This window comes from Neisseria sp. P0016.S008 (assembly GCF_051957775.1).
Classification (GTDB): Bacteria; Pseudomonadota; Gammaproteobacteria; order Burkholderiales; family Neisseriaceae; genus Neisseria; species Neisseria flavescens_B.
In genome coordinates, this window is record NZ_JBQCWB010000001.1 from 295728 (window position 1) to 310533 (window position 14806).

The 14806-nt window shown below is 48.9% G+C and carries 17 protein-coding genes and 4 tRNA genes; 7 read left to right on the forward strand and 14 right to left on the reverse strand.

Annotation, left to right across the window (positions count from 1 at the left end):
- Positions 1–96: 96 nt before the first annotated feature.
- The 4 genes from ACTHS8_RS01425 (at position 97) to ACTHS8_RS01440 (ending at position 481) form a co-directional block, all read left to right on the forward strand.
- A tRNA-Gly gene (locus ACTHS8_RS01425) sits at positions 97–172 on the forward strand.
- 36 nt (positions 173–208) lie between these two features.
- Positions 209–282 (forward strand) — tRNA-Cys (locus tag ACTHS8_RS01430).
- 10 nt (positions 283–292) lie between these two features.
- A tRNA-Cys gene (locus ACTHS8_RS01435) sits at positions 293–370 on the forward strand.
- 21 nt (positions 371–391) lie between these two features.
- A tRNA-Leu gene (locus ACTHS8_RS01440) sits at positions 392–481 on the forward strand.
- A gap of 320 nt (positions 482–801) precedes the next feature.
- Here ACTHS8_RS01440 and rfaD read toward each other — a convergent pair.
- The 12 genes from rfaD to lpxK form a co-directional block, all read right to left on the reverse strand.
- Positions 802–1806 (reverse strand): ADP-glyceromanno-heptose 6-epimerase, encoded by a 1005-nt coding sequence (rfaD, locus tag ACTHS8_RS01445; protein ID WP_440372763.1) that lies wholly within the window; start codon positions 1804–1806, stop codon positions 802–804.
- Between the two features lie 139 nt (positions 1807–1945).
- Positions 1946–2908 (reverse strand): D-glycero-beta-D-manno-heptose-7-phosphate kinase, encoded by a 963-nt coding sequence (rfaE1, locus tag ACTHS8_RS01450; RefSeq protein ID WP_440372764.1) that lies wholly within the window; start codon positions 2906–2908, stop codon positions 1946–1948.
- Between the two features lie 42 nt (positions 2909–2950).
- Positions 2951–3622: an NAD(P)H-binding protein gene (locus tag ACTHS8_RS01455; protein ID WP_440372765.1), complete on the reverse strand. Its 672-nt coding sequence runs from the start codon at positions 3620–3622 to the stop codon at positions 2951–2953.
- Between the two features lie 13 nt (positions 3623–3635).
- The gene (gene pyrF / locus ACTHS8_RS01460) at positions 3636–4367 is read right to left on the reverse strand and encodes an orotidine-5'-phosphate decarboxylase (RefSeq protein ID WP_070826460.1); all 732 of its coding nucleotides are present in this window, start codon (positions 4365–4367) and stop codon (positions 3636–3638) included.
- Positions 4368–4469: 102 nt separating this feature from the next.
- The gene (locus ACTHS8_RS01465; RefSeq protein ID WP_070644922.1) at positions 4470–4730 is read right to left on the reverse strand and encodes a helix-turn-helix domain-containing protein; all 261 of its coding nucleotides are present in this window, start codon (positions 4728–4730) and stop codon (positions 4470–4472) included.
- Positions 4731–5031: 301 nt separating this feature from the next.
- Positions 5032–5679, reverse strand: coding sequence for an adenylate kinase (gene adk, locus ACTHS8_RS01470; protein ID WP_440372766.1), 648 nt, complete (start codon positions 5677–5679; stop codon positions 5032–5034).
- 71 nt (positions 5680–5750) lie between these two features.
- Positions 5751–6269 carry a 3-deoxy-manno-octulosonate cytidylyltransferase gene (locus tag ACTHS8_RS01475; protein WP_070644926.1) on the reverse strand — a complete coding sequence of 173 codons (519 nt, stop codon included), beginning with the start codon at positions 6267–6269 and terminating at the stop codon, positions 5751–5753.
- Positions 6270–6290: 21 nt separating this feature from the next.
- Complete coding sequence (gene kdsB, locus ACTHS8_RS01480) at positions 6291–7049, reverse strand: 3-deoxy-manno-octulosonate cytidylyltransferase (RefSeq protein WP_254322689.1); 759 nt, start codon at positions 7047–7049, stop codon at positions 6291–6293.
- Positions 7046–7228, reverse strand: a complete 183-nt coding sequence (locus ACTHS8_RS01485) for a Trm112 family protein (protein WP_049329252.1) — start codon at positions 7226–7228, stop codon at positions 7046–7048. The genes kdsB and ACTHS8_RS01485 overlap by 4 nt, the downstream gene beginning before the upstream one ends.
- A gap of 58 nt (positions 7229–7286) precedes the next feature.
- A complete protein-coding gene (locus ACTHS8_RS01490) occupies positions 7287–7838 on the reverse strand; it encodes a DUF2059 domain-containing protein (RefSeq protein ID WP_440372767.1) in 552 nt (183 codons plus the stop codon).
- Positions 7839–7886: 48 nt separating this feature from the next.
- A complete protein-coding gene (locus ACTHS8_RS01495; RefSeq protein ID WP_440372768.1) occupies positions 7887–8552 on the reverse strand; it encodes a DUF2059 domain-containing protein in 666 nt (221 codons plus the stop codon).
- 64 nt (positions 8553–8616) lie between these two features.
- A complete protein-coding gene (lpxK, locus tag ACTHS8_RS01500) occupies positions 8617–9627 on the reverse strand; it encodes a tetraacyldisaccharide 4'-kinase (protein ID WP_440372769.1) in 1011 nt (336 codons plus the stop codon).
- A gap of 181 nt (positions 9628–9808) precedes the next feature.
- On the opposite strand from lpxK, the gene xseA reads away from it, so the two are divergent.
- The 3 genes from xseA (at position 9809) to ACTHS8_RS01515 (ending at position 12873) form a co-directional block, all read left to right on the forward strand.
- Entirely contained in the window at positions 9809–11158 is a 1350-nt protein-coding gene (gene xseA / locus ACTHS8_RS01505) for an exodeoxyribonuclease VII large subunit (RefSeq protein WP_440372770.1), read from the forward strand.
- 124 nt (positions 11159–11282) lie between these two features.
- Entirely contained in the window at positions 11283–12062 is a 780-nt protein-coding gene (gene pssA / locus ACTHS8_RS01510; RefSeq protein WP_254322684.1) for a CDP-diacylglycerol--serine O-phosphatidyltransferase, read from the forward strand.
- A 1-nt stretch (position 12063) separates the two neighbouring features.
- Entirely contained in the window at positions 12064–12873 is an 810-nt protein-coding gene (locus ACTHS8_RS01515) for a sulfite exporter TauE/SafE family protein (protein ID WP_440372771.1), read from the forward strand.
- Between the two features lie 86 nt (positions 12874–12959).
- Here ACTHS8_RS01515 and ACTHS8_RS01520 read toward each other — a convergent pair whose 3' ends face one another.
- Together ACTHS8_RS01520 and ACTHS8_RS01525 are read right to left on the reverse strand one after the other, a co-directional pair.
- Positions 12960–13640 carry a sulfite exporter TauE/SafE family protein gene (locus ACTHS8_RS01520; RefSeq protein WP_003680951.1) on the reverse strand — a complete coding sequence of 227 codons (681 nt, stop codon included), beginning with the start codon at positions 13638–13640 and terminating at the stop codon, positions 12960–12962.
- A gap of 110 nt (positions 13641–13750) precedes the next feature.
- Positions 13751–14791 (reverse strand): ABC transporter permease, encoded by a 1041-nt coding sequence (locus ACTHS8_RS01525; RefSeq protein WP_049333261.1) that lies wholly within the window; start codon positions 14789–14791, stop codon positions 13751–13753.
- Between the last annotated feature and the right edge of the window lie 15 nt (positions 14792–14806).

Genomic DNA, 14806 nt, shown 5'->3' on the forward strand with positions numbered 1-14806 from the left:
CGGGAATAGCTCAGTTGGTAGAGCGCAACCTTGCCAAGGTTGAGGTCGCGAGTTCGAGACTCGTTTCCCGCTCCATTAAATCATGCATCCGAATACGCGGGAATAGCTCAGTTGGTAGAGCGCAACCTTGCCAAGGTTGAGGTCGCGAGTTCGAGACTCGTTTCCCGCTCCAGTTTCAATACTACAGACACTCCAAAGCAGTTTATTTGGCGAGATAGCAAAGTGGTTATGCAGCGGATTGCAAATCCGTCTACGCCGGTTCGATTCCGACTCTCGCCTCCATCCATTTTATGGCGGGGTGGCAGAGTGTTTATGCTATAAGGGGTGCAACCCTTATACAGGCCGGTTCAAATCCGCGCCCCCGCCTCCAATCTCTCAATTTATTGTCTACGCCCGGGTGGTGAAATAGGTAGACACAACGGACTTAAAATCCGTCGGCCCTAAACCGGCCGTGCCGGTTCGATTCCGGCTCCGGGCACCATTTACCGCTTTTAAGCGGTTATTTTTTTATCTATTACAATCTACAAAACAAGAACTTTCAGTCATTTTTACTGGCCATAACCTTAGCCTATTTATACCCATTCACATCTAATTATCCCGACCGCTTTTAGAAAAGTAATCAACCAATACCCCAGCAGATCCCCCCCTGATAGGCTAAGTCTTTTATAAAACATGAGTTTTGAAAATACTATTCCAATTTTCATTAAAGAAAAGTAAATTTCTAATTTTAAAATCTCCCCAAATGATGAGGCCGTCTGAAAACCCTTTTTTAGACGGCCTTTCCTCATTCAAGCAAAGGGATTAAACCAAGTTCTCCAACATCCATTTAACGTAACGGCTGACGCCTTGTTTTACATCCAAGAATTCTTCTTTATACCCGGCTTCGCGCAGCTTGGTAATATCCGCTTGAGTAAAGCTCTGATATTTGCCTTTGAGTACATCTGGGAATGGGATATAACGGATAAGTTCTTCTTCAACCAACTCTTTCAAACTCATTTCAGGCTTTCCTTCGGCCGCACGGCAGGCGTTGACGGTTGCGGCGGCAAGTTCGTTAAATTGTTGGCTGCGGCCTGTACCGAGATTAAAGATGCCTGAAAGCTCGGGATGATCGAAGAAGTAAAGGTTAACTTTGGCAACGTCTTCTACGCTGACAAAGTCGCGTGTTTGCTCGCCGTTGCCGTAGCCGTCATTGGCGCCAAACAGGTTAACATAGCCATGCTCGCGGTATTGATGAAAATGGTGGAAGGCGACGGATGCCATACGGCCTTTGTGCTGTTCCTGTTGTCCGTAAACATTGAAGTAGCGGAAGCCGACAACTTGAGCTGTCAGACCTTCTTTCATGCGGCGGCGCAATACTTGGTCAAACAAGAATTTAGAGTAGCCATATACATTGAGTGGTTTTTCCAGTTCGCGCTCTTCGCGGAAAATTTCGCCCTTGCCATATACGGCAGCGCTGGAAGCATAAAGGAACGGAATGCGTTCATCCTGACACCAGTCCAAGAGGTCGAGCGTGTACTGGTAGTTGTTGTCCATCATGTAAAGGCCGTCATGATTCATGGTATCGGAACATGCACCTTCATGGAAAACAGCTTCAATATCGTCGTAAGGCAGAAGATGGCCGCGCACTTGGCGGATAAATTCGTGTTTATCGAGATAATGGGCAATTTCACACTCGGCAAGGTTTTTAAATTTTTCGCCTTTGCTTAAATTGTCGACGGCAACAATGTCGGTAATACCGCGTTGGTTAAGTGCTTTGACGATGTTGCTGCCGATAAAGCCGGCCGCGCCTGTTACGATAATGGTCATAATGAATTTCCTTTATTTTGATTTTTCAGACGACCTTGAAGAAATCATGCCGTCTGAAAATAAAAACTTTGCTGTCTGGATTATTTTCCAACTGTATTTTCAGACGGCCTTTAGGTTTTAAGGCCGTCTGAAACAGCAATTATTGCTCTTCCAATGCCTTGGTCAATTCGGCAAACGAGCAAACCGCCGTACCAAGTTTCGCCACGACAACACCTGCCGCAGTATTGGCAAGGTGCATCGCTTCAGGCATGGTATAACCAGCGGCCAAACCCAAGCCCACTCCGGCAATAACGGTATCGCCCGCACCGGATACATCATAGACTTCTTGGGCTCGTGTAGGCTGATAAATCGGCTCGCCCTCATTAAACAAGGTCATACCTTCTTCGCTTCGGGTCAACAAAATCGCGGTCAAATCAAGATGACGGCGCAGATTCTGGGCTTTTTCGGTCAAATCGTTTTCGTTTTTCCAACTGCCCACCACTTCTTTCAATTCTGCACGGTTAGGCGTAATCAGCGTAGCGCCGGCATATTTTTCATAATCATCGCCTTTCGGGTCGATTAAAACGGGTTTACTGGCCTGTTTCGCCCAATCAATCATATCGGAAATATGCGACAAACCGCCCTTGCCGTAATCTGAAAAAATAATGGCATCGTATTCAGGCAACACTTCACGAAATTGATGTTTGATTTGTTCCAACACTTCACGATGAGGTAATTCTTCAAAATCAAGTCGGATAAGCTGCTGGTTGCGAGCAACAACGCGCAGTTTGACAGTAGTCGCAATCTGCTTGTCGCGCATCAGATAGGAAGAAACACCGTCTTGCGCCATCAACGCATCCAGTGCATCTGCAGCTTCGTCATCGCCGCTCACGGACAACAGCCCTACTTTACCGCCCAATGAGGCAATATTGCGCGCAACGTTTGCCGCCCCGCCCGCCCGCTGGTCGATACGGGCGATTTTCGCCACCGGCACAGGGGCTTCAGGAGAAATGCGGGACACATCGCCAAACCAATAGCGGTCGAGCATCACATCGCCGACAACAAGGACTTTGGCTTGTGCAAAACGTGATTTAAGGGTTTCTTGTTGGAACTTGGTTACCATACTGGCTCCATTAAAATCTTTGCGTAAGGCTTGTTATCAGATTTATTGATCTAACAGCCTAAAAATATCTTGAGGCCCATATACCTGCATATGGTTTTTCGAGTACGACGCCTGTTCATGATATGACAACAACGCCGCTTTCAGCATGGCTTGCGCCAATTTTTCGACAGCAAGCGGACGTTGGCTTTTCATCAGGCCGATACGGTCGAATCCATGCAAAATCCGTTCGGCTATTTTCTCACCCAATCGATCGCTATTCGGACGAATCAATAAGGGCGGGCGGAAAATCATAAGGTGCGGAAAATTCAAAGCGATAATTGCTTGTTCCAATTCGCCCTTCATCCTTTGATAAAACAGGCGCGAAGCAGAATTTGCACCGGAAGCGGAAACCAAAACCAAAGTATTCACGCCGTTTTCTCGTGCGGCTTTGGCAAATTCAAGATTTGCCTCATAATCGATTGCCCATTGCGCTTCTTTACTGCCAGCCGCTTTCAGAGTTGTTCCCAAGCAGGCAAACAATACATCGCCCTGCACTTCTTCGCGCCAATCATCAGGCTTAGAAAAATCAATCTGATGGCTATTTAGCTTTTGGTGGGTAAAATCAGGATGTCTGCGACCGAAGCAGTCGATAGACTCAACCTCTGAACTGGTTGCAAGTAAAGGCAACAAGGATTTTCCTGTTGCGCCTGTCGCACCAATCACAATCGTCTTCATACTTCAGACGGCCTTAAGCGTTGGCTACTCGATTGACTTCGCGCAATACGGCTACCGGATCGGCAGCTTTGGTTACCGGACGGCCCATTACCAAATAGGTTGAGCCGGCAGCCAATGCTTCGGCCGGTGTCATAATACGGCGTTGGTCGTCATTATTGCCTGCAACGTCCAAGCGGATACCCGGTGTGACCAAGACAAAATCCTGCCCCAATTCGCGGCGCAATGGTGCAGCTTCTTGAGCGGAACATACCACGCCGTCCAAGCCTGAACTTTGCGCCAGTTTCGCCAAGCGGATAACTTGTTCTTCAGGGGCGATGTTCAAACCGATTTCTGCCAAGTCGCTTTGTTCCATACTGGTCAACACGGTTACGCCGATCAAGAGCGGCTTGGTTTGATATCCGGCAACGGCTTCTGCTGCGGCTTCCATCATGCGGCGGCCACCGGAAGCGTGCATATCGACCATCCAAACGCCCATATCGGCGGCAACTTTACAGGCCTGTGCGACTGTGTGGGGAATATCGTGGTATTTCAAATCGAGGAAAAGTTTGAAACCTTGATTGATTAAGCTTTCCGCTAAATTACGGCCGGTTGCGGTAAACAGCTCTTTGCCGATTTTGATTTGACACAGTGTCGGGTCAAGATTGCGGACAAATCCGAGCGTATCTTTTTCGTTGGCAAAATCAAGGGCGACGATAACGGGAGTGCGTTGTTGCTGAGTTTGGAAGTCGGAGATCAAGGGATTCATAAGATGCCTGCGGATAAACGGTTATAGCTTCGATTTTAACAGCTTTTGTACACGAAAGGCCGTCTGAAAATATTTTTTCAGACGGCCTCATCACAACACACCTTAATTATTCTTATATAAATCTAAAATTTTTACAGAAAATTCATCATCACTGAAAAAAAAGGCTGGTGGAACTTCCAATACTTCAGCAATTTTCTGCAAAGTATTCAAATCAGGCTGATGATTTCCTTTCTCGTAGCGATTAATACGCGTACTTGCCACAAACTCATCTAACCCTATCGCCAGTCCCAGTTTCTCCTGCGTCAAATTTTTTGCTTTTCTTGCTTCCTTAAATCGCCTTGTAAAAATTTCTTGTAAACTCATAACTTCTATCCTAAAAATCAAAGTTACGAATTTCGTATATTTTTCTTGATTATTTACTACGAATAACGTAGTATTGCAGACTATCAATTAAAACAACTGGGATAACTATCATGCTTACATTTCTTCTATGCCTCGCCGTACTTCCATTTGCAATAGGTGGCTTACTTTTCTTATTAAAACTAATAATAGTGGCCATTATCGCTATTAACTCAAATAACAGAGATTATTAACCTTTATATAACAGCAAAGGCCGTCTGAAAATATTTTTTCAGACGGCCTTATGATTTTACTTTGGCAAAACTTATTTGCCCAAACCCTTCAATACTTCGGCTTTCACGGCTTCTACCGGTTGAGTGCCGTCAACTTTGATGTATTTAGGTGCGTGTTCGCCTTCCAGTTTGCTGTAAAAATCAACCAAAACTTCGGTTTGCTCGTGGTAAACGGCAAGGCGTTTTTTCACGGTTTCTTCTTTGTCGTCGTCGCGTTGAATCAAGTCTTCGCCGGTTACGTCGTCTTTGCCTTCGACTTTAGGCGGATTGTAGGTAACGTGGTAAGTACGGCCGGAAGCCAAATGCACGCGGCGACCGCTCATGCGGTCGACAATCACGCTGTCAGGCACATCGATTTCAATCACGGCATCCAAATCCACACCGGCTTCAACCATGGCTTCGGCTTGTGCCAATGTGCGTGGGAAACCGTCAAACAGGAAACCATTTTTGCAGTCGTCTTGGGCAATGCGCTCTTTAACCATGCCGATAATGATGTCGTCGCGTACCAAACCGCCTTCATCAATGATTTTTTTTGCTTCCAAACCCAGCGGAGTGCCTGCTTTGATGGCAGCGCGGAGCATGTCGCCGGTAGAAATTTGAGGAATGCCGAATGCAGCAGTGATGAATTGAGCCTGTGTGCCTTTGCCGGCGCCTGGCGCGCCCAACAATAATACTTTCATGATGAGTCCTTTTGGTTGACGGATTTAATGTTCAGATAATTTTACACGGCTTGTGTTTATCGTTCAAAACTTCAGACGGCCTCTTTCGGGCCGAAATGCTTCCATGCATCATCGCGCATTTCGATAAACCATGCGTCTTCGGGGAATCGCTCTATCGCGTCTTTCAAAGTGGAAAGCAAGTTTTGCGATAAGGCTTTCGCCAAATATTCTTCCTCGTTGGCTTCGGCCGCTTTGTCCGGCTGTTGTGCCAAACCGATTGCACGGGTTTGATGACCATGAGCCAAATAGTTGAGCGCAATGATTTTTTGTGCCCAAAGCTGAGGAACATCCGGATTGTCTTGCAGCAATACCGACAAAATCGATACGGCAACGGTCAAGCGCCCGCCGTTCATACGCAAGTCCAACGACTGGTTGGGCGGCAAAGTGCTGAGCATTTCTGCCATGCGGAACCAAAACTCGCCGCTTGCCTGCTCTGGCGCTTCTATTTTCAGCATGTCATAGTTAAATTCTTGTTCGTCTTCTCTTACCAGCTTCGCCACGTCGGCAAGCAATTTTTGTTCTTCACGGCTCAAATGGCGGAAATCATTCATGTCTTTTCCTTTCAGACGGCCTTAAGCTTTAAACGCAACACGTACTCTGTCCAAATCTTCCTGCGTATCCACACCTGCAGCAGGCGCTTCTTGGGTGATTTCAACAGCAATCGGATAACCGTGCCACAGGACGCGCAACTGTTCCAGCGATTCGATGGTTTCCAAAGGAGAAACATCCATTTCCGAATAGCGTTGCAGGAAACCTGCACGATAGGCATAAATGCCGATGTGGCGCAAAACGGCTGTTTCGGAAGGCAATTCGCGTTTTTCGGCACGCATCACATCGCGCGGATAAGGAATCGGGGCGCGGCTGAAATAGATGGCGTTGCGGTTTTTATCGAGGACGACTTTGACGACGTTAGGATTCATAAACTCGTCAAAATCGTGCAATTCGTGGGCGGCAGTCGCCATTTGCACATTGTTTTCAACCAAAACTTCGGCTGTACGGTTGATGAGCTCGGGATCGATTAAAGGCTCGTCGCCTTGTACGTTCACAACAATCAGATGCTGCGGCAGTTTCAGCGTATTGGCCGCTTCGGCAAGGCGCGTTGTACCGCTTTCGTGTTGATTGGAAGTCATGACTACTTCGACACCATGCGCCTGACAGGCCGTCTGAATATCGGGATGGTCGGTGGCAACGACAACACGCGCTGCCTTGCTTTTCGCCGCCTGCTCGGCAACGCGAACAACCATCGGTTTACCGTGAATATCAGCCAAAGCCTTTCCCGGCAGACGTGAAGAATCCAACCGCGCCGGAATCAATACGACAAATTCGGTCATGCTTTCAGTTCCTCTTCGCTCAACGGGCGCGCTTCGTTTTCCAACATATAAGGGATGCCGTCACGAATCGGATAAGCGAGCTTTGCCTGACGGCTCCACAATTCCTGTTTGTCTTGATGGTATTCGAGTTTGCCTTTGGTCACAGGACAAACGAGGATGTCTAAGAATTTTTTTTCCATGGGGTTTACTTTCGGTAGTTATATCAAGGTCGTCTGAAATGATTCGGACAGTTCGAAGTTATCGCTTGCTACTTGAATCAGATTTTGCACAAACTGGCTCAGGATTTTTGCCACCGCAAGCAATCCGCCTCCATTCTTTGATAAACTCAGGCTTATGCCGATCTGCAGCTTCCTGTATTTTTTTCGGCAATAATTCTTCCAGCCCGCCCATATTCTTATCAAGGAAAGACTCAACAGCCTTACTGGACGGATTGGCAATCATAGCATCGACTTCTTTTTGGGTAAGTGATGCTTTAGCACTTTTCAACAATCGGTTGCGGATGCTCTGTTTCAATTCAGGCGTAAACGCCTCCTTTACAACAATATCCCGATAACGAACAACTGCTTTTTCTACTTCTCCCTTTTTTTCTTTGGAGACTTCAGCCACCAAGGTATCGGAAAGCGGTTTAAATCCCTCTTGAAAAATCTCATTCAAAATTATCTCAATATCTTGCTCATAATGCTGCGTATTTAACCATTTTTCCAGCGACGCATCACTGGGCGGCGCGGCAAACGCATTGGCACACAAGACCAAAGCAGCAAAAGGCAACAATAAAGTTTTCAATTTCATTTTTTCTACCTACTTAATAAATATCAATATTTTCAGACGGCCTGCACATTATTTGGCACATTCCGAAGAATGTTTATTGCCCTTGCACAAAATATCACGCGTTTGTGCCTCAAAAGCGGGCGTATATTTCCTGCTTGCGTTGATATAGTTGTTGCTCATTGTCTTTTCAACAATCTCATCATTCAATTTATCGAAACGTTCCATCTTTTCAAATGCAGACTTACCGGCCCCATGCTCAAATACTTTTACTATGCTATCCACGTCTGCTTGGCTCAGCACATTGTCAATATCTCCGCCATTCTGTCTGAGATGATTGATTTTTTTCAAAATACCCTTGCCACGAGGGGAAGAGAAGAAGCGGTTGAGCACATCCACTTCTTCTTGTGTAAATACTTTCTGTACGGCACGCTTTTCTTCATCCAGCCATTGTTTTTTCAACTCAGGGCGGCTCAAATCGTCTTGCATGTTTTTCATATAACGACTGATGACCGCCTGCATCTGCGCTTTTTGAGCTTTGGGTGTCATCGTTAACAAGCGCTCATTGTCCTCTTTATTCACCATCTCCAAAGAACGTTGCACTTTCTCGCTATAATTATTGCTTATCCCTTGAATCTCCAACCATTTCATTGCAGATTCATCACTTGGTTTAGCAGCCAGACTTTGAGTGGATACAAATAAAGTTGCACAAGCGACCAACAAATATTTTAACTTCATGATTTATTCCTATCGCGTAGTTTGAAGATCATCTTTAAAACATCTGTGAAACATCTATAAGCATTTAGATTGAAACATTCGCGGATACAAACGCCGCTAAGTCCGGCTCAATTATCGCATAAACAGGCAAGACCCACACATGATTCAGGCCGTGGCCGTCTGAAAATTTGACCGCATCCTTTTCCGTCATAATCACCACATCTGCGTCCGGCAAATCCGCTGCCGTAATATCTGCATGATCAGGCAAGGCAACGGTTTGTTTCAAAGCGATATTCATGCTTCGCAACGTATTGAAAAAACGCTCCGGCTTGGCGATACCGGCGACGGCGGCGACGGTTTGATTTCCCAAACCCGCCAAATCCAATTTTTCAGACGGCCTGTTCAAACGGTAAATCTGCCCTGTTTCAATATGGCTGGCAAACATATTTTTAGACGGCCTGAATGCCATATCTGCTTGTCCCCCGCTGACGACAACCGCACCAACGGAAGCCAACCGAGACAAAGGTTCGCGCAAACTGCCGTTGGGCAGTAAATCCAAATTGGTGCGTCCAGTATCTGTTGCAGGAAATACGGCAATTTCCATATCGCGTTGCAGGGCATAATGTTGCAAGCCGTCGTCGGCCACAATCAATTCAAGCTCCGGATGCGCCGCAAGCAATGCCCTGCCTGCTTCTGCACGGCTGCTGCCTACTGTCGTCGGCGCACCGGTTTGGCGAAACAGCAGCAAAGGCTCGTCCCCTGCATCTGCCGCGCTGCTGGCTGTATTCAATACATGAACCGCCTTGCTCTTGCGCCCGTAACCTCGGCTGATGATGCCGACCTTAACGCCCTTTTCCTGCAAACCCAACACCAGCGCGGCGACTATCGGCGTTTTCCCTGTTCCGCCTGCATGAATATTACCGACCACCACCACAGGCACAGGCAATTTTTCGCTTTTCAGACGGCCTGAAACAAAATCATCGCGCCGTTTCGCCGCAATTTTGGCAAACAGCCTGGACAATGGTTTTAACAGCAAAGACAGAAACAGATTGGGGGATTGCCAATGGCGTTCGATAATTTGGTGGAGTTTGGGCATACACACGGCTTTTGAGGCGAAAATCAAACGATAATATAACACAAGCCCGCCCAGACAAGGCCGTCTGAACATGCGGCTTTGATAATATTAAAACAAAGGGCACAAGTTTCATGAAAACGAATACAACGAATCGCTCTAAATCCCTTATAATTCAGCTTTCCCAAATTTTTTCCGTTTCGTAATGTCCGAACTTTTCGCGCCCTCCTCCATTTCCGTATCCGAACTCAACGCCCTTGCCAAAGCCTTGCTGGAAGACCATCTCGCAGGCTTGTGGATTGCGGGCGAAGTATCCAATCTAACCCGTGCTGCCAGCGGACATTATTACTTCTCGCTCAAAGACAGCCGCGCGCAGGTGCGTTGCGCGATGTTTAAGGGTGCGGCCATGCGCTTGGCGCAGCCTTTGAAAGAAGGCGACCATATCGAAGTATCAGGAAAAATCAGTATTTATGAAGCGCGGGGCGAATTTCAGATTACCGTAAATGAGGTGCGGCTCAAAGGTTTGGGGCAGCTTTACGAAGCCTATGAACGATTGAAAGCGCAATTGCAGGCGGAAGGCGCGTTTTCAGCGGAACGCAAAAAACCGTTGCCTGCCCGTCCGCAATGTATCGGCATCGTCACCAGCCTGGCGGCGGCGGCTTTGCGCGATGTCGTGACCACCTTAAACCGCCGCGCGCCCGAAATCCCCGTTATCGTTTATCCGACACCCGTTCAAGGCACAGGCAGCGAGTTGCAAATTGCCCAAGCGATTAAAACCGCTTCGCAACGCGCCGAATGTGATGTGCTGATTGTCTGTCGTGGCGGCGGCAGCATCGAAGACTTGTGGGCGTTTAATGAAGAGCCGGTCGTACGCGCCATCGAGGCCTGCGCGATTCCGGTCGTCAGCGGCGTAGGACACGAAACCGATTTCACGCTTGCCGATTTTGTCGCCGACATGCGAGCACCGACACCGACCGGCGCCGCAGAATTGGTCAGCCCCAACCGCCAAGAATCGCTACACCGCCTCGCCCAAGCACAAGGCCGTCTGAAAACCGTTTTGGAACAACGCTATTTCGATGCCAGCCAAAAACTCGACTGGCTGGCGCGGCAAATCCGTCATCCGCGCCAAAAACTTGACGAGCAGCGTGCCTCAATCAGCAAGCTGGCGCAAATGCTGTCTTACTCGATGACGCAAAACCTCCGTGCCCACACCGCCCGTTTTGAACGCCAAACCCAAACCCTGAAACATTGCCGTCCTGATGTTTCCGTTTACAAAAACAATATCGACCGCTTTCAGACGGCCTTGTCGCATTCCTTCCGCCAGCTGCTTGCCCACCGCCGTCAAAGCCTGACCGCACAAGCCGCATTGCTCGAAGCCGTATCGCCACAGCATATTCTGGAACGCGGCTTTTCGGTCGTCAAAAACACACGCGGACAAGTCATCCGCAATGCCGATACGTTGAAACAAGGGCAAAAACTGCACATCACTTTTGCCGACGGCGAAACCGACGTACGCGTGACCAAAGAGCAGGCGCAGGGCGAGTTGTTTGACTGATGGAATATAAGGCCGTCTGAAACTTTATGCCGATAAAGTGAAACTATGTCTGCCTTTTAAAAATCCTTAACCAACCAATGCGGTATAATGCCTCATCTGCACACGCAGCATATACGGAAACATTATGGACAACTCACAAAATACAGAAAATCCGATTCCTCCACGCAACTCCATCCGCAAAAACAGCATTTACCTGCTGCCCAATTCCTTTACCATCGCCGCACTGTTTTGCGCGTTCTTCGCCATTACCCAGTCTATGCACGGACGTTATGAAACAGCGGCGATTGCAGTTTTCCTTTCCATGCTGCTCGACGGCATGGACGGTCGCGTTGCCCGTTTGACCAACAGTCAGAGCGCGTTCGGCGAACAGCTCGACAGCCTTGCCGATATGGTTAGCTTCGGCGTGGCGCCTGCCCTGATTGCCTATAAATGGCAACTTTGGCAGTTTGGAAAAATCGGTTATTCCGTCGCCTTTATCTACTGCGCTTGCGCCGCCCTACGTTTGGCACTGTTCAACACGCTCATCGGTAAGGTCGATAAACGCTGGTTTATCGGCGTTCCAAGCCCGACCGCCGCAGCGTTGATTGTCGGCCTGATTTGGGTCAATCACAGCTTTGAACGCTTCCCCGGCGTGCATTGGTGGGCATTGGGCATTACCCTGTTTGCCGGTATTTCCATGATTGTGCAGATTCCGTTTTGGAGCTTCAAAGAAATCAATATCCGCCGCCAAGTGCCGTTCATGGGCATGGTGCTTGCCGTGTTGGTATTGCTGCTCATCAACTGGAAGCCTTCGCTCGTCCTCTTCTTGTTCTTCCTCGGTTACAGCCTGTCCGGTTATGTGATGGCAGTCATCCGTTGGTTTAAAAAACGCCATAAAGCACACAAACACGACAAGGCCGTCTGAAATGTGGTCTTTGGACATCATCCTTGCCCTGCTCGCCGTCGGCAGCGCGGCGGGCTTTATTGCCGGACTGTTCGGTGTAGGCGGCGGCACGTTGATTGTTCCCGTAGTCTTATGGGCGTTGCAGCTGCAAGGCATAGGCGGCCACCCCTATGCCCAGCATCTTGCCATCGGCACTTCCTTTGCCGTCATGGTGTTTACCACCTTCTCCAGTATGTACGCCCAACATAAAAAACACGCCATCGATTGGGCGACTGTCCGCCGGATGACGCCGGGCATGATACTTGGCGTACTCCTCGGCGCGGTGTCGGCAAAATATATGCCGACGCTGGCTTTACAGGTTTTCTTTATTGCATTTCTTGCCTTTATCGCACTCAAAACCCTACGCGATTCCAAACCCAAACCTTCACGCACCCTGCCTGCACTCCCCGGTCTGACAGCCGTCGGCACGCTTTTTGGGGCGGCTTCGAGCTGGGTCGGTATCGGCGGCGGTTCACTATCCGTTCCATTTCTGCTGTATTGCAACTTTCCGGCGCACCGTGCCATCGGCACATCTTCAGGTTTAGCATGGCCGATTGCGATTGCCGGCACCATCGGCTATTTTGCCAACGGTTTGCATATTGCCAACCTGCCTGAAGGCGCAGCAGGCTTTATCTATCTTCCGGCCGTGGCCATATTGAGCGTTGCCACCATCCTCTTTGCGCCGCTCGGCGTAAAAACGGCGCACAAGCTGCCCGCCCGAAAACTCAAAATCGCCTTTGGCATTATGTTGCTGCTGATTGCCGCCAAGATGGCTTGGAATTTGATACATTAAATCTTTCTTGTAAAAAAAGGCCGTCTGAAAATCTTTCAGACGGCCTTTTTAATTGCAAAACAACAAACTAAATAAAACCTTTTACCTTACCCAATTTGCCCCATCGCAAATACGGCCAAGCGCCATATTGCCCATCCTGCCACCAATAATCCGGCGCACAAACGAACCATACGTTTCTGCAGAAAGGTTTTCAACTGCGCTGCAAATATGCCCATCGCGAGCAGGTTCGGCAAGGTTCCCAAGGCAAACGCCAGCATATACAGCCCGCCGTGCAAGGCATTGCCGCTGCCCAAAGCATACAAAGACGCGCTGTACACCAAACCACAAGGAAGCCAGCCCCAAAGCACGCCCACGCCGAAACAGGCAGGCACCGATTTAATCGGCAGCAATTTGTTCAGTAAAGGATTCAGGCGTTTCCATATTGGTTTGCCGATACCTTCGATTTTGGTTGCGGCGGTCGAAATACCGGCAAGATACAGCCCGAGCAGAAGCAGCAAAACATTGGCGGCAATATACAAACCGTTTTGAACCGCACGTGTATCGTCCAAGGAAATGCCGACCTGCCCGACCAAGCCGACCAACAGGCCAATGACGACATAACTGCTGATGCGCCCCAAGTTCAACAATACAATCAGCCCGATTCGGTTTAAATGTGGCGGCAGCTGCAAAGCAAATGCGCTGCTCAATCCGCCGCACATGCCGACACAATGCGTTCCGCCAAAAAAGCCGAGCAGAAAAAGAGTAAGAAATGTGATTTCTTGATTCATGGTTTTTAATGATTCAAACGAATGGATGAGGCCGTCTGAAACTTTTCAGACGGCCCTGAGAATGCAGGATAAGCTTTTCCGCCCACCCTTTTCACGCTTTAGAAAAGCAATTAACTGCGTGCGCGTACGTCAAATGCCTGACGCAAACCTTCGCCAATCATGACCAGCAAAAGCAGCATCACCGTCAGCGTAGCAACGGCAGACAGACCGATCCACCACGCGTCCAAGTTGTCTTTGCCTTGCGCCAGCAACTCGCCCAAACTTGCCTGTGAGGCAGGTACGCCCAAGCCTAAGAAGTCCAAACTGGTCAGGGCGAGTACCGCACCGGAAATACGGAAAGGCAGGAAGGCCAATACCGGCGTCAAGCTGTTGGGCAGGATATGGCGCCACATGATTTCACGGTTGCCCACGCCCATCGCGCGCGCCGCCAAAACATAATCGGTCTGACGGTTTTTCAAAAACTCGGCGCGGACATAGTCGGACAAGCCCATCCAGCCGAAAAGCGACAGCAACACCAGCAAAATCAACAGCCCCGGATTAAAGAACGAAGACAGGATAATCAGGAGGTACAGCTCCGGCATACCGCCCCAAACTTCGATAAAACGCTGCATCAGAAGGTCGGTTTTGCCGCCGAAATAACCCTGTACCGCACCTGCAACCACGCCAATCACGGTAGTCACCACAGTCAACACCAAGGCAAACAGCAGCGAATCCCGGAAACCGTAAACCAAGCGCGCCAACAGGTCGCGGCCGCGGTCGTCCGTTCCCAAGATATGCCGCTCGGACGGTTTGGCCGGATCGGGTGCCGTATCAAAATCGTTCAAGGTATCGGCATCGTAAGGATTGGGCAGGTAAAGGGCAAAATTGCCGTCTGAAGTAATGTTGTGGCGGATAAGCGGATCCAGATAATCCGCCGGCGTATCGAAATCGCCGCCAAATGCGGTTTCGTTGTATTCGTTTACCAAGGGGAAGAAATACTCGCCCTGATAGCGTATCCACAAAGGTTTGTCATTGCTCCACAAAGGCGCAAGCAAAGTGACGACAAACAAAACGGCCAAAATCCGCAAAGCCAACCAACCGCGCTTATGCTGCTTAAAGGCTTGCCAAGTAGGGTTTGAAGTAGATTTTTTCTTTTTCATGGTTCGAAACATTCTTTAATAATGGAT